This window comes from Halogeometricum sp. CBA1124, from assembly GCF_009741955.1.
Lineage (GTDB): Archaea > Halobacteriota > Halobacteria > Halobacteriales > Haloferacaceae > Halogeometricum > Halogeometricum rufum.
Map to the genome: position 1 here is coordinate 1 of NZ_WPCD01000007.1, position 18636 is coordinate 18636.

Here is an 18636-nt window from a genome sequence, read left to right on the forward strand (position 1 = left end):
GGGTGGTGATGACCCGACCGTACCCGCCCAGTGCCTCGGTGAGGCTGGACGACCCGCAACTCTCGCACGCCTGCGAGTCGGGCATGTTGATGTAGTGGCACTCGCGGCAGGCCAGACGCGGCTTGGGCCATCTATCGACCCTTCCGCTTCGGTCGCGGCCTCGCTGGCCTGTCGGTCCGACTCCAGCCAGCCGTGTTTGCCGAGGCCGGGCTGTTTCGCCGTGAGACCGATCTTCGAGTCGCGCGGGTTGCGTTCGTCGATGCTCTTGGTGACGACGCGAACGCGCACGGAGTCGCCGACGGCGAGCGTGCGGTTCGACTCCGTCGAGGCGAGCTGTTGGTTCTCGCCGTCGTAGGCGAGGTACTCGTCGGAGATCTGCGAGACGTGTAGCAGCCCGTCGACGGGGCCGATGCCGACGAAGGCACCGAACTCCACGACTTCGACGACCTGTCCGTCGATGACCTCCTGCATGTCGGGGTCGAAGGTGACCGCGTCGAACTCGGCCTCGTAGTAGACGCCCGCGCGCCCGGGGAGAACCGTCCCTTCGCCGATGTCGTGAACGTTGGTGACGCTCACGACGCTCCCGACGTCTTCGTCCATCCGTCCTTCAAGTTTGTCCTGCAGGAGTCGCTTGACCCGTTGCGGGGTCACGTCAGCGAGATGCTCCGGCGGAACCTCCACTGTGTCTTTGAGTCGTACCCGTTTGTACATCGTAGTGCTAAGGCTCTGTTATGTCCAGTTTGTGGTGCCCCCTTATACCGATTACCCGTACGCCGCGTTCGAGCAGTCGGTCGCGAAGGGGTTTGTCGTTCGTAACGACGCAGTCGAAGCCGCGTTCGGCGAGTTCGACCACGGCGTCGTCCGCGTACGTCGCGTCGGTGTCGACGACACGGCACCGGTCGGCCGCGAGGTCCGACCCGACGCTCGCAGCGACGCCCTCGGTCCCGGCACCCGCGGAGAGTTTCTCTAACTCCCCGACGACGGGCGCCGGCACCACGAGGTCTACGTTCGCGGCGAGCAGTCGGTCGAGTTCGTCGAACAGGCGAACGTCGAGTTCGACGGGCATCATCAGCGCGTTGGTGTCGAGGACGACCGTCGTCGTCGCTGCGTCACCGCCCGCGTCAGCCTCGCTGTCCGTCCGGTGTCGTGTCTGTGTCGTCACTTCAGCGTCCCGATACCGATGAGTCGCCACCGCGCGCCGACGCGGCGGTTGATGGCTATCTTCGCACCGGCGGCGGCGCAGACGGGGCGCTTCAGCGAGACTTCGGCCTCGCCCGTGCGCGCACTCGTCACCGCGCCGACGGTGGTCGCCGTGCCCACGGTGAGCATCAGCGGTTCGCCCGTCGAAATCTCCTCGACGGTCTCCTCGTCCTCGCCGACCACGCGGTTGAGCAGTTCCACGTCCATCGTGAACTCCTCGCGCGTCGGCGGCAGCGACCCGGGTTCGCCCGCGACCTGACCGGCGAGGGCGTCACCCTTCGTCAGACTGGGGTCGAGACCGGTCCCGACGCCACAGAGGCCGCCGGGGCGGACCTCGTCGCTCATCTGTCCGCCCGCCTGCAGCGACCGGATGTCGGTGGTGATGGGCTTCCACTCGGTCTGCCCGCCCTCTTCGACCTCTCGGCCGGGGCGGAGTTCGAGTTCCTCGCCCTTCGTCAGTTTCCCCTCGACGACGGACCCGCCGATGACGCCGCCGGAGAGGTCCTCCCACGTCGTCCCGGGGCGGTTGATGTCGAACGAGCGAGCGGTGAACATCCGCGCGGCCTTCGTCTCGTCGCGTTCGGGCGTCGGAATCTCGCGCTCGATGGCGTCGATGAGGAGGTCGATGTTCACCTCCTGCTGGGCGCTGATGGGGACGATGGGTGCGTCCTCGGCCACCGTGCCCTTCACGAACTCCTGAATCTGCTCGTAGTTCTCGACCGCGCGGTCGCGGTCCACGAGGTCGACCTTGTTCTGCGCGACCACGATGTTGTCGATGCCGATGATGTCCAGCGCCATCAGGTGCTCTTCGGTCTGCGCCTGCGGCACCTCCTCGGTCGCACTCACGACGAGGACGGCGCCGTCCATGATGGCCGCCCCGGACAACATCGTCGCCATCAGCGTCTCGTGACCGGGCGCGTCGACGAACGAGACGGTACGCAGGACCTCCGTCTCGTTGCCGTCCTCGTCCGTCTCCTCGACGGTGTAGCACTCCGGCGGGTCGGCGCCGGGAATCTGTCGGAACGTCGCGTCGGCGTAGCCGAGGCGGATGGAGATGCCGCGTTTCATCTCCTCGGAGTGCTGGTCCGTCCACGAGCCCGATAACGCCTGCACGAGCGTCGTCTTGCCGTGGTCTACGTGACCGACCAGTCCGATGTTCACCTCCGGTTGTTGTGGGTTTTGTGTCACCATTGACCTCCTGAGAGTAATCTTGGGGAAGTTTCGCCCCGAACGACTGATAAAGTTGCTGTTCTCGCGACGCGGAGCGTGCGCTGTGTGGTCCCGCGACACGTCCGACCGCGCGAGACGGCGGAGTTCGACCCCGTCGCGCGGCGCTACTCGACGCGGCGCATCAGACCGAACAGTTCCTCGCGGTACGCCGCCGGCGTCAGGCCGAGGTCGATGTCCACGCTGAGTTCGATTGCCTCCGAGGGCGACTTCGTCACCGCGCGGGCGAAGTTCTCGGCGGGGAAAGCTCCGCCGGCGACGAGGACGGAGTCGTTCGCGATCCACGCCGCGAGGTGCCCCGAGACGGCTATCTCGCCGCCCTCGATGGTTATCTCCTCCTCGCCGACGCCGACGGAGAACCCCTCGAACGCGAACGTCGCCTCGTACTCGGTCAGGCGCGCCGACGCGCCGCCGGCCGCGTCGAACGTCCCCGTGTCAACCCGTTCGACGGGTGCGAGTCCGGCCTCCTGCAGTCGGTTCCGGAACTGCGTCCGCGACTGCGACTCCACCTGGTCGAGCAGTTGCTGCCGCCCCGCGCCGGCGGGGAGACTCGTCAGGTCGGGGTCGAACGTCACGCGCGAGGCGAAGAACGTCGAGAACTGCGTGGCCGCCTGTCCGAGCGTCTTCTCCGCTATCGCCGCGCGGAGGGCGGCGTCCTCGTACAGGAGCGTCCGCGTGGCCGCCGTCACCGTCACCGGCCCGAACGACTCCTCGAACGCCGGGTCCCGTGTCACGTCGTCTACCTGTTCCCATCCCCCCTCGGCCAGCCGACTCTCCGGCACGCTCGGCGGCCGTCGCGCCGCGCTCACCGTCCCCGACGTGGTGCTACACCCGGCGAGCGTGGAGACGCCCGCGGCGGCCGTGAGGCCGAGGAACGCGCGTCTGCCGCGTCTGCGCCCGTCGCTGTCGGTTCGGTCGTTCCGGTCGGGTCTCTGCCCTTGCTCCCCATCCATGCGGGACGTTCTCGCCCACCCGTTCAAGTAGTTTTCCGTGAATTGACGGATAGTTGAGTGTATTCGTGTCCCTTTTGTCCGCGCCACGCGCAGGTGGCGGTACGTGGCCGCAGGGACCGACCGTCCGCGCGAGTTCGCCTTCGAGGTAGCGCTCTGTTCGCACCTCGAACAGACCACGGAGTGGGTGCTCGGTCGGCAACTCGGCGCCGCCGTCGCCGCCCCGGGCCGCCGCATCGTCGACGTCTGCGGCGTCGTCCCCGGGCCGGCCTTCGAGGCGCGCGCGGCCGTCACCGAAGCGTCGATTCCCCATCGCGCCATCACCAGCGACGTGGGCGTCGGCGAGGCGGTGTTCTGGCGCGACGCGTTCGACTGCCACCGCGACGCCGCCAGAGACGCCGTCGACGGGGCCGTCGACGTCGGCTTCTTCGAGTCGGAGTGGCGCGGCGGGCGCGAGTACGTCCGCCGGACGACGCGCTACCCCGACGACTGGTTCGGCCGACTGGTCGGCGTCGAGAACAAACCGGACCTCGGCGACCCGGGCGATTTGGAGCGCCAACTCCGCACGGACGTCTCACTGGGCCTGTTCGACGAGGTGATTCTCGCCACGGAGAGCTACGTCACTCGCGCGCACCTGAACCGCATCCCGGCGGCCGTCGGCGTCTGGCGATTCGACCCCGCGACGGGCGACCGAACGGTCGTCCGGGAGCCGACGCCGCTCGATTCCGACGCCGCCGGCGTCGAACTCGCGGCCGAACGCCCCCTCCGGACCGACGTGTCCGTCGTCTCGGCGGCGGAGAAGCGACGGGCGCGACTGCGGGTCGCAGAGCGGACGTACGGCAAGGGCTGGCGGACGTACGACCTGCCGCCGTGCGCGAACGCGCGTGCGACCGACGACGGGCGTCCCTACTGCGCGGCGTTCGACTGCGTCGTCGAACCCGGCCGCGACTGCGGCGCGGACTGCCGGGCGTCGAGTCGGGCGACCCGTCGGCGCTCGACGCCGCCGCACTCCGCGACGCCCGGACGCCGTGGGTGCGCGACCCCGCGGGCGTCGCGCGGCGGCAGAGCGGCCTCGACCGGTTCCTGTGACACGCGTCGCTCGGTTCCGTCTCACTCCTCGCTCCGGTCGGCGTACACCAGTCCGACGGTGACGACGAACCCGAACACGAGCATGAACACCGCGCCGCCGACGAAGTCGACGCGGCCGTCCACCGCGTACGAGACGCCGGTGTAGACGACGCCCCCGACGAGGGCCATCGGAATCGCGGTCTGGAGGCGGCTGAGAACGTCGCTCATGCCTGCCGGTGCGCGCGCGGCGGTCAAAACGTTCCGGTTCGCGCCGCCGCTACAGGTCGTACTGCTCGCCGTCCACGGCCAGCGGTTCCTCGAACGCCTCCTCGACGGGGTAGTAGTGTGCGGTGTGGACGAGGCGGGTTCGCGCGGCGTTCAGTTCCTCGGCGAGAGAGAGCGCCCCCTCCCGCGTCATGTGCTTCGTGCCGAACGTCCGCGGGACGCCGGCCTCGTCGTGGTGTTTCCCGCCGAGCGGGTGGTGTTTGCAGAGCGACGCCGGGACGATGCCGTCGGCGAGGAACAGGTCGGGGTCCGACAGCACGGCCTTCGAGTCCTCGGGGACGCCGTAACTCGTGTCGCCCGACAGCGACAGTTTCGCGCCGGTCTCTGGGTCCTCGACCGCGAGTCCGTAGCAGAGGAGGGGCGGGTGGTCAACCGGTACGAGCGTCACGTCCAGCCCGCAGGTGCGGAACGCCTCGAACGGCGCGTGCGCCTCGACGGAGATGCGGTCGAGGTAGTCGAACTTCGAGGCGACCGTCTCGGCGACGCTCTGGCCCGTCTTCGGGTCCGTCTCGTCGGCGGCGTGGACGGGCAGGTCCTCGAACACGCGGTAGGCGTTGCCGAGACCGTCGATATGGTCGAAGTGGATGTGCGTGACGAGGCCCGCGTCCGGGAGGGGCACGTCGTGCGTCAGAAACTGCTGGCGGAAGTCGGGGCTGAAGTCGACGAGCAACGACTCGCCCGTCCGGTCGTTCTCGACGTGGACGGAGAAGCGGGTGCGCTCCACGCCCCGGGCTTTCGCCTCCCGGCAGGTGTCGCAGTCGCACCCGACGGTCGGCGTCCCCGTCGTGTCGCCGGTGCCGAGGAGAGTGACGCGCATCGTCGGGTGTAGGGGACGGGTGAGTGATAAGCGTAGTCGAAGGGGAACGGCGGTGCCGGCGACCGCGCTCAGTCGTCGTGGTCGTGGTCGTGGTCGTGGTCGTGCGACTGATCGTCGTCGCCCGCGCCGTCACCCGCCATCAACTGCTCGCCGTCTGACATCATGTCCATGTTCTTCAGGTTGTCCCGTTCCTCGAAGTCCTCGACGGCGTCGACGATGTCCTCCTGCGTCAGCGCCATCCGCTCCTCGGTGAGGGCTTCGAGGACGGCCTCGCGGAGGACCATGCGCAGGTCCGACCCGGTGAGTCCCTCGGTCCGGTCGGCGATGTCGTCGGGGTCGAACTCCGTGACGTCCATCTGCTTCGTGATGATGCGGAGGATGTCCGAGCGCATCTGCCGGTCCGGCTTGGGGAAGTTGACGATCTCGTCGAAGCGCCGCCACGCCGCCGCGTCGAGTTGGTCGGGGTGGTTGGTCGCCCCGATGAGGATGACCTCGTCGCGGATGAGCGAGATGTCGTCGATGCTCTTCAGCAGGGTGTTCACCGCGCGCTTGAGGGCGGCGTGCTCGTCCGACCGGCGGGTCTTCGCCACCGAGTCGAACTCGTCGATGAAGAGGATGCACGGCGACAGTCGCTTGGCCACCTCGAACGTCTTCTCGACGTTCTTGGCCGTCTCGCCGAGGTACTGACTCGTTATCATCGAGAGTTTCACCTCGACGAACGGCAGGCCGAGTTCGTGCGCCAGCGCGCGGGAGACGGTGGTCTTCCCGGTCCCGGGCGGCCCGACGAACAGTATCTTGCCGATCTCTCTGAGGCCGATGTCCGCGAGGTACTCGCGGTGTTCGATGGCCTTCATCAGCTTGTGAATCTCGCCCTCCTGGTCGCTCGTCAGCACGAGGTCTTCGAGGGTCATCTCTATCTCCTCGGGCGCGCGGACCTGCACGAGGTCCAGCATCTCCGCGTCCTCCTCCTCGTCGAAGTACTGGTCGAGGAGGCTGTCTATCCAGACGCGGTCGGCCTGAATCGACCGGGTCTGCTCGCGCGCCTCGGCGTGGGTCACGTCCACGTCGTCGCGGTCCTCGACGGCGGCCGCGATAGTCGGGTTGGTCTCCAACTGCTCACGGTCGGCCCGTTCGAGGTACCAGTCGACGGCCATGTCGGGTTGCGTGAGGGAGATGCGTCCCGAGAAGTCCTCGCGCTGGGTGAACATGAGGTCGGAGATAGCTTCCCACGGCCGTTCGACGCCCGTGGCCTTCCGCGCGACGCTGTCGGTCACGACTAGGGGGCGTTCGATGCCGATGGGGGCCGTTTCGTCGTCTTCGTTCTCGTCGTCCGGCGGGTCCGTCCAGAAGACTCGGCGGTACCGCGGCGGGAGGTCGTTCTCGTCTAACTCACGGTTCTCGGAGTAGAGATTGGCCGTGAGGAGGAACTCGACCACCTCGAGAGCCGGGTCACTCATCCCCGCAACGTTGCCCGCCAGACGGCATAAGACCGTCGAAGGCCGCTCAGGCGGGCGAGTGTCGCCGCCGCCGTCCGCCGGGGACCCACCACGGAAGACGCTATCGGGCGTCGGATGTCCTCCGCGGACGTGCAACTCACCGCGTTCCGACTAGTTATCGGGAGAACGAGTGTAGATGTTCAACAACGGCCCCTGACTCGGCACCCGGACGGTCGCCGTCCGCGTCGTCACCGAACTTCGACGGCGTTCGAATCGACCGCCGCGTCCGTCGCGGCCCGATTCGTCCGGGCGTCGCGGAAACGGCGAGTGCGTGAAACTCCGTGCCCGTCTCCGAGAGTTCTACCCCATTTATCACCACGGAAACCGGATGGGGGAACATGCCTCAACCAGTCATCGCGGCCGCGTACCGCACTCCGTTCGGGAAGGCCGGCGGCGTCTTCGAAGACGTGCGAAGCGAAGACCTCTCGGTCGCCCTCCTCGACCACATCCTCGACGAGTCCGACCTCGACGCCGAGGACGTGGACGACCTGATGTGGGGCGTCGCCCAGCAACGCGGCGAACAGGACAACAACGTCGCCCGCGTCATCGCCCTCCTCTCGGAACTCGGCGAGGGGACGCCCGCGACGAGCATCAACCGCTGGTGTGCCTCCTCGATGCAGGCCATCATCTCCGCCTCCGACGCCATCGCGGCGGGCAACCGCGACTGCATCGTCGCCGGCGGCGTCGAGAGCATGTCCCGCGTGCCGATGGACGGCGACTCCTACCAGCACCTCCACCCCGAACTCTCCGAGCAGTACAACGTGTTCCAACTCCAGATGGGGATGACCGCCGAGAAGGTGGCCGAGGAGTACGGCGTCTCCCGCGAGCAACAGGACGAGTACGCCGCGAAGAGTCACGAACGCGCCGCGGAGGCGACGGACTCCGGCCGCTTCGACGACGAAATCGTCCCCATCGAGACCGACGACGGCGTCGTCACCGAGGACGAGGGTATCCGCCGGGACACCTCCGCCGAGACGCTCGCCGGACTCGACCCGGCGTTCACGGGCGACGGGACGGTCACCGCCGGCAACTCCTCGCAGATAACCGACGGCGCGGCGGCCGTGCTCGTCACCTCCCGCGAGTTCGCCGAGGCGAACGACCTCGACGTCCTCGCAGAGGTCGGCACGAACGCCGTCGCCGGCGTGGACCCGACGGTGATGGGTATCGGTCCCGTCCCGGCGACGCGCAATCTGCTGGAACGCAACGGCCGCGACGTCGAGGACTACGACCTCGTGGAACTCAACGAGGCGTTCGCCAGCCAGTGCGTCTACGCGCGCGACGAACTCGGCGTCGACCCCGAGAACTACAACGTCAACGGCGGCGCCATCGCCATCGGCCACCCCCTCGGCGCGTCCGGGGCGCGCCTGCCGGTGACGCTCATCCACGAGATGACGAAGCGCGACGCCGAACGCGGTCTGGCGACGCTCTGCGTCGGGTTCGGACAGGGCGCGGCTATCGAGTTCAGCCGGTAGACGCGGCCGACCCCGTCCACGGCGCGGTCGAACGCCGACGACCGGCCGTTCTCGCCCCGCAAGAAGCGGCGACGAAGATCTCGACTCCGTGACACGTACCGTCCACCACGACCCGACAGCCTCGGCTCTCCGTCGCGGTGGGACTCCTCACACTCGCCCTCGGAGCGCTGTTCGCCGTCACGCTCGAAGCCCAGCGAGCGGCGAGAACCGGCGCGTCGGCGTGGCTCCCGGCCGTCGCCGAGTCGCCGGCCCGGACGACGCGTCGCGGCGGCCACGACGCTTTTTGAACGCCCGTCCGACGGTCCCGACGAACGATGACTGTCGAGCCTTCGAGCGACGCCGACGGCGAGGAGACGCTCAACCGACGTCGGTTTCTCGCGGGGGCCGCGTCTCTCGGTGCCGCGGCGGCGACGCCCGCGTCGTGGGGACGGCCGCCGGCCAGTCCGAGTCTCAGCAGAACAAGACGACGCCCGTGGCGGTACAGAACACGGCGCCGACGTCGAGAACGACGACTACGTCGGCCTGTTCGTGCAGGTGTCGGGGTACGACCGCGAGGCCTCACAGCAGGGCGTCAAAAGCTGCGAGTTCGCCGGGAGTCAGGAGGACCTGACCGGCTACGACGTGGAGGTGATCGACACCGCGAGCGAGGCGAACCGGTCGGAGCCCGCCACGATGTTCGCCGTCACGGAGGGGACCAACGTCCAGGTGGGGAAACTGTTCGTCGTCAACGAGCAGTCGGCCTGTTCCGGCGGCTACGTGACGCTCCAACTCGAAGAAGTGGGGAGCAGTAGCATCGAGACGCCCGGCGCCGCCGGCGGTTCGGAGACGGGGTCGTCGATTCCGGGGTTCGGCGTCCTCGCCGGCGCACTCGGCCTCGGCGCGGCGGGCGCGGCGGCCGCCGCGCGCTCCGACGACGACTGAGACCGGTCGGCGGCGACGGAGACGGCCGTCGGGCAGAAGGGAACTACCGCCGGCGGCCCGGACGGCCGATGGACTGCGTCACTCGTCGGGGTGGACGAACTGCATCGCCTGTCGGACGGCGTCGTGGCTGCCGATGACGGTGATTCGGTCGCCGTGCTGGACGGTGTAGTCCGCGCTCGGAACGGCCGTCTCGCCGTCTCGGGAGACGAGCGCGATGAGACAGCCGTCGGGCAGTTCCGGTCCGATGTCGCGGACCGTCTTGCCGACGATCTCCTGCGAGGTGACCTCTATCTCCTGCACGTCGCCCGAGCGACCGATTTCGCTCATCCAGTTCATCATCGCCGGCCGTTCGATGTAGTTGTCGATGGCCTGCGCCGTCGCCAGCACCGACGAGATGGTGCGGACGCCGAGTTCCTCGAACGCCTCCACGTTGTTCGGGTTGTTCGCCCGGGCGATGATGGTCTCTGGGTCGAACTTCGAGGACGCCAGTTGGGAGACGAGCAGGTTCACGTCGTCGTCGCCGGTGGCGGCGACCACGATTTTGGCGTTGGCCGCGCCCGCAGAGCGCAACACGTCCGTGTCGGTGCCGTCACCCTGGTGGACGGTGTGACCCTCGTTGCGGGCCGTCTCGATTATCTCCATGTCTTGTTCGATGAGCACTACGTTCTCTCCGCGGTCTTCGAGGCGTTCGGCGAGCGACCGGCCCACCTTACCGCCTCCGATGACGAGTACACGCATTGGTATGACGTCGAGGTATTCGGCTATCTGTCTCGCGAGGCCGCCCTCGAAGACGACGGTCACGAGGATGACGAGGAAGACGGTGCCGACGAGAGTGTCGGCGGCCTGCGTCAGGCCCTCCGCCCGCAGTTGGATGGCGAACAGCGTCGCGACGGACGCGGGGATGATGCCCCGCGGGCCGACGAGGCTCATGAACCACTTCTCGCCCGTGGTGAAGCGGTCGCCGCGGGCCGACAGGAACACGAGCGCCGGTCGGAGGACGAGGGCGACGACGGCGACGACACCCAGTCCGCCGAGGCCGAGTCGGAGCAGGGTGCCGAAGTCCAACAGCGCCGCCAGCGCGATGAAGACGAACGAGAGGACGATGAGCGTCACGTCGCCCTTGAACGACTCGATGTCGTGCTCGTACGGGACGTCGGCGTTGCCGAGCAGGATGCCGGCGGTGGCGACGGCGGCGATGCCCGCCTCGGTGGCGATGAAGTCGGCCGCGCCGTAGGCGACGAGCGCGCCCGCGAGGACGAGCAGTCGAGCGTTCTGCGGCGCGTTACCGGGCGAGAGGTCTACGTACCGGAGCGCGTAGAACAGCGTCGCGGCGACGAGGCTGCCGACGACGACGCCGACGCCGAGGCGTTCGGCGAACAGCGTCAGAAGCACGCTGGGCTCGGTGGCACCCACGATGATGGCCTCGAAGATGACGACGGCGAGGATGGCCGCCGTCACGTCGTTGACGATGCCCTCCGTCTCCAGCACCGCCTCGACGCGGTCACGCGCCGGGACGACCTCCAGAATCGGGGTGATGACCGTCGGCCCGGTGGCGACGAGAAGCGCGCCGATGAGAAACGACAGGGGCCACGACGCGCCGAGCAGGAAGTAGACGGCCGCGGCCGTTCCGACGAGCGCTATCGCCGCGCCGACGGTGACGAGTCTGATGGTCGCCGCGGGCGCTCCCGCAGTTTCTCGATGCGGAGGTGGAACGCCCCCTCGAAGACGATGATTGCGACCGAGAGACCGACGATGGCGGACAGGCCGCCGCCGAACGACTCCGGACTGACGACGCCGAGTACCTCTGGGCCGAGCAGTATGCCCGAGGCGATGAGAAACAGCACGCTCGGAACCTGAAACCGGTCCGAAAGCACCTGCGAGACGACGCCGATACCGATGATGGCGGCGACGATGTAGATGAGATTCGAGCCAGCCGCCACTATGACACCTCCATGTATTCTCGCCGATGTGACGAATGGACATAAAAGCACACATTCACGACGCTCTTTTCCGGGTGAAAATTGAACAATCGTGCGGAAATACCAAGCCGCTCCGAATATGCTCGAACGCGGGGACCGACAGCGGCCGCCGGTCGCCGGTATCGTCGTGACGCCCGTCTTCGGCGGCGGGGAAACCGTCAGTCCTCGTCGGTGTAGAGCATCTCTATCTGGTCGGCGTACCGGTCGAGGATGTTCCGACGCTTCTTCTTCATCGTCGGCGTCATCAGGTCGTTGTGCTCGGTGAACTCCTCGGGGACGAGGCGGAACTGCTTGATCTGCTCGTAGGACTCGAAGCCTTCGTTGGCGGCGTCGACCTCGGCCTGAATCCGCTCTCTCACCCGGTCGTCGCGGCAGACCGCCCGCACGCCGTCCGGCAGGTCGTACCCCTCGCGGGCGGCCCAGTCACGGACGCCATCGAAGTTCGGGACGATGAGCGCCGAGACGAACTTCCGGCCGTCCCCCAGCACCATGCACTGCTCGACCACGTCGCTGGAGGCGAACGCGTCCTCGATGGGGCCCGGGGCGACGTTCTTCCCCGTCGAGAGGACGAGAATCTGCTTGGCGCGTTCGCGGAACGAGATGTAGCCGTCCGGTCGGAGTTCGACCACGTCGCCGGTCCGGAACCACCGCCCGGACGCTCCCGCCGCCTCGGACGCCCCGTCGGCGTCGCTCTCGGGGTCGTCGACGAACGCCTCCGCCGTCTCCTCCGGCCGGTTCCAGTACCCCTCGCTGACGTTCGGCCCCTTCACGAGGAGTTCGCCCACCTCGCCGCCGGCGTCGCCCGTCACGTCGCCGACGACGGTGTCGTCGAGTTTCACCTCGACGTCCACGACGGGCGCGCCGATAGTGCCAATCTTCGGTTCCTCGGGCGGGTTGACGGCGACGACGGGCGACGTCTCCGTCAGCCCGTAGCCCTCCAGAATCGGGAGCCCCATCCCGTGGTACAGCGCGCAGAGTTCCGCGGAGAGGCTGCCGCCGCCGCTGATGAAGAACTCGATGCGGCCGCCGAGGGCGTCGCGCACCTGCTCGAAGACGAGTCTGTCGGCGAGGGCGTGTTTCGCCGAGAGGACGGCCCCCGGCGCCGCGGACTCGTGGTACTCGCGGCCGACGTCGACGGCCCACTCGAAGATGCGCTTTTTCACCGGCGACTCCGAGGCCTGCGTCCGAATCGCGTCGTACAGTTTCTCGTACACGCGGGGGACGCTCGTCCCCGTCGTCGGCCGGACGAGTTGGAAGTCCTCGCGCAGGGTGTCGGGGTCCTCCGCGTAGGCGACGGTGGCGCCCGCCGCGAACATCATGAAGTGGCCGGCGAGTCGCTCGAACACGTGCGCGAGGGGGAGGAACGACAGCGTCACCGACCCGCGCGAGACGACCGGCACGTCGTCGGCCTTGTCGGGACGCGGGCCGAACCGCTTGTAACACTGGTTCACGTTCGACCGGAAGTTCCGGTGGCTGAGTTTGACGCCCTTCGGTTGGCCCGTCGTCCCAGAGGTGTAGATGAGCGACGCGAGGTCCGCGGGGTCCCGTTCGGCCAGCCACGACTCGTAGGCGTCCTCGTCGAACGCCTCCGCGCCCATCTCGTGGACGTCGCCGAGCGTGTAGATGTCGTCTCTGTCGCGGACGGCGCCACCCATCCCGCTCCCGTCCGCCGGGTCGTCGACGAGGACGACGAACTCGAGGTCCAACTCGTCCTCGACGGCGAGCACTCGCCCGAGGAGTTCGGCGTTCTCGACGACGCGCCCGACGCGTCGGGGTCCGAGAGCAGATACTGGACCTGCCGCTCCGAGGAGGAGGTGTAGACGGTGGTGACGGCGCCGCCCGCGGCGAGGATACCGAAGTCGCACTGCGCCCACTCCATCCGGGTGTGCGCGAGGATGCCGACGCGGGACCCCGCCTCGACCCCGAGTTTCCGGAACCCCGCCGCGAGGTTCCGGACGACGCCGCGCATCTCGTCGTACGTCAACTCGGCGTAGTCGCCGTCCGGCGCTTCGGGGACGACGCCGGCGCTGACGAGCGACCGGTCGTAGATGCCGCCTTTGTACCGCTGGGCGGGTTCGCCGGCGTTGCGCGCCGCGCTGTCTTCGAACATCCGTGCCAGCGTCGTGTCGCCGACGACGTCGTCCTCGAACGTCGCTTCGGAGTCCCGCCAGTCCATGCAACAGACATATTCGTTCACAATTTAAAAGAATATACCTTCCGAACCGGGCCGTTGTTCGCGGTTCAACGCGCCGCGTCGGACCGCGAGTTTCTCCGGCCCGACGCCCGCACAGGTGTGTCTGGTAGTGGCAACGTTTTCACGAACCGGTGGGGTTCCGCAGAGCGCCCGTTCGGGATAGCGGGCGCGAAATACCCGAAACGCCGACAGTTCGTCGTCGAGACGGTTAGCCGGTGGGTTGAAAACAGTATGGTGCGTACTACCCATGACCGAGGTGGGCATTCACATGACCGAAGACGGGGACCCGACGGTGCCGCTATCCGAGTACGAGGGGTACGACTGGAACTGTCTCGACGGCGTCCCGTCGGCGGACGACCTGTTCTCCGTCCTCTCCCACGAGGAACGCCGGCGTCTGCTGTGGTTCCTCCTCGACGCCCGGAGACGACAGTCGAGGAACTGGCCGACGTACTCGTCGGGTGGCGCCTCCGCGACGACGACTTCGTCGGCGAGGACGAACGACGGACCGTCCTCGTCTCGCTTCACCACCGCCATCTCCCGATGCTCGCGAAGAGCGGTCTCGTCACGTACGACGCCGACTCCGGGTCGGTCGAGTTCTCGCCGCCGCCCGCCCCGATTCAGGTACTGATAAAGTTTAGTTACCAGTACGACAATGCCGTAGACGTTCCGGAGGCGTGACGCGCGCCGGCCATCGGGCGTCGTCACGACACGACCTCACCATGGGTATGGGAGCGATCCTCGACGAGGCAGAACGGCACCGCAAGTCACTCGTCTACTACGCGCCGGACCCGGGGGACTTCCGGGAGCAGTTCGACACGCGCAACGTGGAGATAGCGTACCGAGAGCTACCGCAGTCCGCCCCCGAACCGTTCGTCGCGATTCGCGATGACGGCCGCGTCCGCGGCGTGATAGCGGTCGAGACGATTCGGGAGTATCTCCGACGGCCGCGCCTAGACCGCCGCGACACGGACGCGTACCGGGCGATAGTCGACCTGTTGGACGACACCGTGTTCGCGTCGCTGGACCGCCGCCAGTTGCTGTTGACCGCTCGCGAGTTCGAGGACAGGACGTGGCGCGTCGGCACCGGAACGCTCCACGTCGGGTTCCAGTCCGCGGCCCGGTTCGCCGACCAGCGGTCGCTGTACCGCCGTCTGGCCGGCGAGACCGACCTCGACGTGCACGCCTACTTCGTCGTCGACGGCGACCCGCCGGCGGTGCCGGGACTGACGGTACACACCGAACCCGCGTCCGAAATCGGCCGCCACTGGTTCATGGTGTTCGACGGCGGCGACCAGCCCGACCAGCAGTTCGCCCTCGTGGCCGAGCAACTGTCCGAAGACGACTTCTACGGCGTGTGGACCTACGACCGGTCGCTCGTCCGCCGAGCGCTCGCCGAGGTGCCGTCGGCCGCGGCCGACCGCACCCGCGAGGGCGCGGGACCGGAAGACGGCGCGGAGGACAGAGCGTAGGGGGCGTCCGGCGCGCCCGCGCTCTCACTCCTGCTTGGCCTTCCAGTCCAGATAGCCGAGGACGCCGCGCGCGTCAGTTTCTCCTCCTCGTGGGCCTTCTTGTCGCTCCACAGGTCGGTCATCTCCGTGTGCTCGGCGAAGTGCTGTTCGACGGCTTCGTCGTCGCCGAGTTCCTCCCGTTTCGCGCGGACGGCCTCGACCCACTCCACGAGCGTCCGCTTGTACGACTCCATCAGTTCCTCCTCGTACTCGACCGGTCCGAAGTGACCGTAACAGAGCGTCTCGGGGGCAATCTCCTCGATGGTGCGCACGTCGTCCAGCGACTTCTCCAAATCGAACTGCGACGGCGGCGTCGTCTGTCGGACCTCGTCCTTCTTCGGGACGTAGATGCCCGCCGCGTCGCCGGTGAACAGGATGTCGTCCTTCGAGTCGTGGAACATCGTCTGGTGGGGGGCGTGCCCCGGCGCGTGTATCACCGACAGCGTCCGGTCGCCGAGGTCGATTTCGTCGCCGTCGGTCAGCGGTTCGATGCGGTCCTCGGGCACCGGTTCGGGTTCGACGTAGTACTCCCACTGCTCGCCGACGGCCGCCTTCGTCCCCTCGACGAGTCGTTCGGGGTCGACGAGGTGCGGTACGCCTATCTCGTGGGTCAGCACCGTCGCGTTCGGGCACGCCTCGGCGAGGAAGCCCGCGCCGCCGGCGTGGTCGAGGTGGATGTGCGTCGGCAGGAGGTACTGCACGTCCTCGCGGGCGATGTCCAGTTCGTCCAGCGCGTCGAAGAGGTACTCGCGGTTCGTCCCGATGCCCGTGTCGACGAACGTCGGTCGCTCGGCGTCGATGATGTACACCGACCCGTACTGTTCTGAGTCGTACATCCCGGTGTCGACGTAGTGCACGTCGTCGGTTCCGGGGACCGTCGTCACGTCGCCGATAGCCATGCCGGATGCGCGACGCGCGGGACGAAAAGCGTTCGGACGGCGGCGATGCGTCGGGCACGGCCGACCCGCTCGCGCGACTCGACCCGAAGACTTTGGCGGACGCGCCCGTCTCCCCGGACGTGCCCGCTTTCGAGACCCGACTCACCGACCGACTCGGTATCGACGCGCCGGTCGTACAGGCTCCCATCGGGAGCGCGACCTGTCCCGAACTCGCCGCCGCCGTCTCCGAGACGGGCGGACTCGGGACGCTCGCCGTGACGTGGCGCGACCCGGCCGACGCCGCGGACGCGGTGCGCCGGACCCGCGACCTGACCGACTGCCCGTTCGGCGTCAACCTCGTCGTGGACCCGGCGGCGACGGAGTATCCCACTGAAGACCACGTCGAGGCCTGTCTGGACGCCGGCGCGCCCGTGTTCTCCTTCTCCTTCGGCGACGCCACACGGCACGTCGAACGCGTCGACGACGCGGGCGCGACGACGCTGTGGACGGTCGGAAGCGCGGCTGAGGCGCGGGACGCGGTCGACGCGGGCGCAGACGTTGTCGTCGCGCAGGGGTGGGAGGCCGGCGGCCACGTGCAGAGTGAGGTGGCGACGATGCCTCTCGTCCCGCGCGTCGCGGACGCCGTCCCGGACACGCCCGTCGTCGCCGCGGGCGGTATCGCCGACGGTCGGGGCCTCGCCGCCGCCGCGACGCTCGGTGCCGACGGCGTCTGGGTCGGGACGCGGTTTCTCGCGACCGAAGAGGCGAACGTCCACCGAGCCTACCGGCGGCGGGTGGTCGAGGCCGCGGAGACGGAGACGCGGTACGGGACGCCGTTCTCGAAGGGGTGGCCCGGTACACCGCACCGCGTCCTGCGAAACGAGACGACGGACCGCTGGGAGGCGGCCGCCCGCCCCGAGTCGGACCGCCCCGGCGACGGCGAGACGGTGGCGCGCGGTCCGGACGGGCCGGTCGGCCGATACGAGGACTCGCTGGCGACGCCGGAGATGGAGGGCGACGTGACCGAACTCCCCCTCTACGCGGGCCAGAGCGCGGGACTGACGGACGACGTCGTCCCCGCGGGCGACGTCGTCGACGCGTTCGTCTCGGAGGCGGCGACGGCCCTCCGCGCCGCGGACGGACGCGTGCGGACGGACCGCTGAGGCGGCCACGCCCTCGTACCGAGTGGCACGGATGCGACACGGTTTTGCCGCGCCCTGTCGAACCGTCGGACAATGATTAGCAGGCAGTTCCTCCGCGAGAACCCGGAGACGGTTCGGGAGGCGCTTCGCAACAAAGGGATGGACGACGTGGACCTCGACCACGTTCTCGAGGTGGACGACGAGTGGCGGTCGCTGAAGCAACGCGGCGACGAACTCCGGCACGAGCGCAACGAGACGTCGTCGAAGATAGGCGACCTGAAGGCCGAAGGGAAGGACGAGGAAGCCCAGGAGGCCATCGAACGGTCGCAGGAACTGAAGGCCGAGTTGGCCGACGTCGAGGACCGCGCGGACGAACTCGAGGCCGAGTTGGAGGTGCGACTGCTCGAACTCCCGCAGATTCCCCACGAGGACGTCCCCGTCGGCGAGGACGAGTCGGACAACGTCGAACGCCGCCGCGAGGGGTTCGACGACCTGCGCGAGTTGCCCGACGAGGTGGTCCCGCACTACGACCTCGGCGAGGAACTGGACGTCCTCGACTTCGAACGCGGCGCGAAGGTCGCCGGCGGCGGCTTCTACTTCGCCAAGGGCGACGGGGCGCGCCTCGAACACGCCCTCGTCCAGTTCATGATGGACGTCCACCGCGAACAGGGCTACACCGACCTGTTCCCGCCCATCCCGGTGAACTCGCGGTCGATGGAGGGGACGGGCCAGTTCCCCAAGTTCACCGACGACGCCTACCGCCTCGGCGGGTCGAACGAGGAGGCGTACGACGACGACGACCTGTGGCTCTGCCCCACCGCCGAAGTGCCCGTCACGAACATGTACCGCGACGAGATTCTGCTCGACGACGACCTGCCGGTGAAGCACCAGGCGTACACGCCGAACTTCCGGCGCGAGGCGGGCGAACACGGCACCGAGACGCGGGGCATCGTCCGCGTCCACCAGTTCAACAAGGTGGAGATGGTCAACTTCGTCCGCCCCGAGGAGTCGTACGACCGCTTCGACGAACTTCTGGACGACGCCGAGGAGGTGCTTCGCCGCCTCGAACTCCCGTACCGCATCCTCGAGATGTGTACCGGTGACCTCGGCTTCACGCAGGCGAAGAAGTACGACATCGAGGTGTGGGCGCCGGGCGACGACATGGAGGACGGCCCTGAGGAGGGCGGCCGGTGGCTGGAGGTGTCGTCGGTGTCGAACTTCGAGGACTTCCAGGCCCGCCGCGCCGGCCTCCGCTACCGGCCCGAACGCCACGAGTCGGCCGAGTACCTCCACACGCTGAACGGGTCGGGCCTCGCCGTCCCGCGCGTCGTCGTCGCCATCCTCGAGTACTACCAGAACGACGACGGCACCGTGACCGTCCCCGAAGCGCTCCGCCCGTACATGGGCGGCCTCGAGGTCATCGAGGGCCACGAACACGTCGGCGAGTCGGCCGTCGGCGCGGGTCGGAAGGACTGACCGCCGCGAACGGCGGACGCGCT

At 68.4% G+C, this 18636-nt stretch carries 13 protein-coding genes and 6 pseudogenes; 9 read left to right on the plus strand and 10 right to left on the minus strand.

Going from position 1 to position 18636, the window contains the following annotated elements:
• Positions 1-147: 147 nt before the first annotated feature.
• From GJ632_RS01885 to GJ632_RS01900, 4 genes and pseudogenes are all read right to left on the minus strand, one after another.
• A pseudogene (locus GJ632_RS01885) lies at positions 148-711 on the minus strand (DNA-directed RNA polymerase); the annotation flags it as partial.
• Positions 712-718: 7 nt separating this feature from the next.
• Positions 719-1162: a PIN domain-containing protein gene (locus GJ632_RS01890; protein WP_394351774.1), complete on the minus strand. Its 444-nt coding sequence runs from the start codon at positions 1160-1162 to the stop codon at positions 719-721.
• Positions 1159-2388 (minus strand): translation initiation factor IF-2 subunit gamma, encoded by a 1230-nt coding sequence (locus tag GJ632_RS01895; RefSeq protein WP_177232657.1) that lies wholly within the window; start codon positions 2386-2388, stop codon positions 1159-1161. The genes GJ632_RS01890 and GJ632_RS01895 overlap by 4 nt, the downstream gene beginning before the upstream one ends.
• A 146-nt stretch (positions 2389-2534) precedes the next feature.
• Positions 2535-3380, minus strand: coding sequence for a DUF6517 family protein (locus GJ632_RS01900; RefSeq protein ID WP_191451908.1), 846 nt, complete (start codon positions 3378-3380; stop codon positions 2535-2537).
• A 103-nt stretch (positions 3381-3483) separates the two neighbouring features.
• Between GJ632_RS01900 and GJ632_RS01905 the strand changes: the two are divergent.
• Positions 3484-4466 (plus strand): annotated as a pseudogene (locus GJ632_RS01905) (DUF5787 family protein).
• 21 nt (positions 4467-4487) lie between these two features.
• Here the strand turns inward: GJ632_RS01905 and GJ632_RS01910 are convergent.
• From GJ632_RS01910 to GJ632_RS01920, 3 genes are all read right to left on the minus strand, one after another.
• Positions 4488-4673, minus strand: coding sequence for a hypothetical protein (locus GJ632_RS01910; protein WP_089808976.1), 186 nt, complete (start codon positions 4671-4673; stop codon positions 4488-4490).
• Between the two features lie 49 nt (positions 4674-4722).
• On the minus strand, positions 4723-5547 hold the full coding sequence (locus GJ632_RS01915; RefSeq protein ID WP_089808974.1) for an MBL fold metallo-hydrolase: 825 nt from the start codon (positions 5545-5547) through the stop codon (positions 4723-4725).
• A gap of 68 nt (positions 5548-5615) precedes the next feature.
• A complete protein-coding gene (locus GJ632_RS01920) occupies positions 5616-7004 on the minus strand; it encodes an ATP-binding protein (protein ID WP_191451909.1) in 1389 nt (462 codons plus the stop codon).
• A 377-nt stretch (positions 7005-7381) separates the two neighbouring features.
• Between GJ632_RS01920 and GJ632_RS01925 the strand changes: the two genes are divergently transcribed.
• From GJ632_RS01925 to GJ632_RS22805, 4 genes and pseudogenes are all read left to right on the plus strand, one after another.
• The gene (locus GJ632_RS01925; RefSeq protein ID WP_191451910.1) at positions 7382-8515 is read left to right on the plus strand and encodes a thiolase family protein; all 1134 of its coding nucleotides are present in this window, start codon (positions 7382-7384) and stop codon (positions 8513-8515) included.
• Positions 8516-8652: 137 nt separating this feature from the next.
• Positions 8653-8802, plus strand: coding sequence for a hypothetical protein (locus tag GJ632_RS01930; RefSeq protein ID WP_191451911.1), 150 nt, complete (start codon positions 8653-8655; stop codon positions 8800-8802).
• A 27-nt stretch (positions 8803-8829) separates the two neighbouring features.
• Positions 8830-8904: pseudogene (locus GJ632_RS25715) on the plus strand (hypothetical protein); the annotation flags it as partial.
• Positions 8905-8911: 7 nt separating this feature from the next.
• Positions 8912-9436, plus strand: a complete 525-nt coding sequence (locus tag GJ632_RS22805) for a hypothetical protein (RefSeq protein ID WP_231751250.1) — start codon at positions 8912-8914, stop codon at positions 9434-9436.
• A gap of 78 nt (positions 9437-9514) precedes the next feature.
• On the opposite strand, the pseudogene GJ632_RS01945 reads toward GJ632_RS22805, so the two are convergent.
• Positions 9515-11376 (minus strand): annotated as a pseudogene (locus tag GJ632_RS01945) (cation:proton antiporter).
• A 197-nt stretch (positions 11377-11573) separates the two neighbouring features.
• Positions 11574-13591 (minus strand): annotated as a pseudogene (locus tag GJ632_RS01950) (AMP-dependent synthetase/ligase).
• 417 nt (positions 13592-14008) lie between these two features.
• Between GJ632_RS01950 and GJ632_RS01955 the strand changes: the two are divergent.
• Together GJ632_RS01955 and GJ632_RS01960 are read left to right on the plus strand one after the other, a co-directional pair.
• The gene (locus tag GJ632_RS01955; RefSeq protein ID WP_191451914.1) at positions 14009-14287 is read left to right on the plus strand and encodes a hypothetical protein; all 279 of its coding nucleotides are present in this window, start codon (positions 14009-14011) and stop codon (positions 14285-14287) included.
• A 47-nt stretch (positions 14288-14334) separates the two neighbouring features.
• Entirely contained in the window at positions 14335-15078 is a 744-nt protein-coding gene (locus tag GJ632_RS01960) for a DICT sensory domain-containing protein (protein ID WP_197427815.1), read from the plus strand.
• Between the two features lie 24 nt (positions 15079-15102).
• Here GJ632_RS01960 and GJ632_RS01965 read toward each other — a convergent pair.
• Positions 15103-16016: pseudogene (locus GJ632_RS01965) on the minus strand (MBL fold metallo-hydrolase).
• A gap of 119 nt (positions 16017-16135) precedes the next feature.
• Here GJ632_RS01965 and GJ632_RS01970 point away from each other — a divergent pair.
• The gene (locus GJ632_RS01970) at positions 16136-17158 is read left to right on the plus strand and encodes a nitronate monooxygenase (protein ID WP_343160961.1); all 1023 of its coding nucleotides are present in this window, start codon (positions 16136-16138) and stop codon (positions 17156-17158) included.
• Positions 17159-17230: 72 nt separating this feature from the next.
• The gene (gene serS / locus GJ632_RS01975) at positions 17231-18613 is read left to right on the plus strand and encodes a serine--tRNA ligase (protein ID WP_191451917.1); all 1383 of its coding nucleotides are present in this window, start codon (positions 17231-17233) and stop codon (positions 18611-18613) included.
• Positions 18614-18636: the final 23 nt, after the last annotated feature.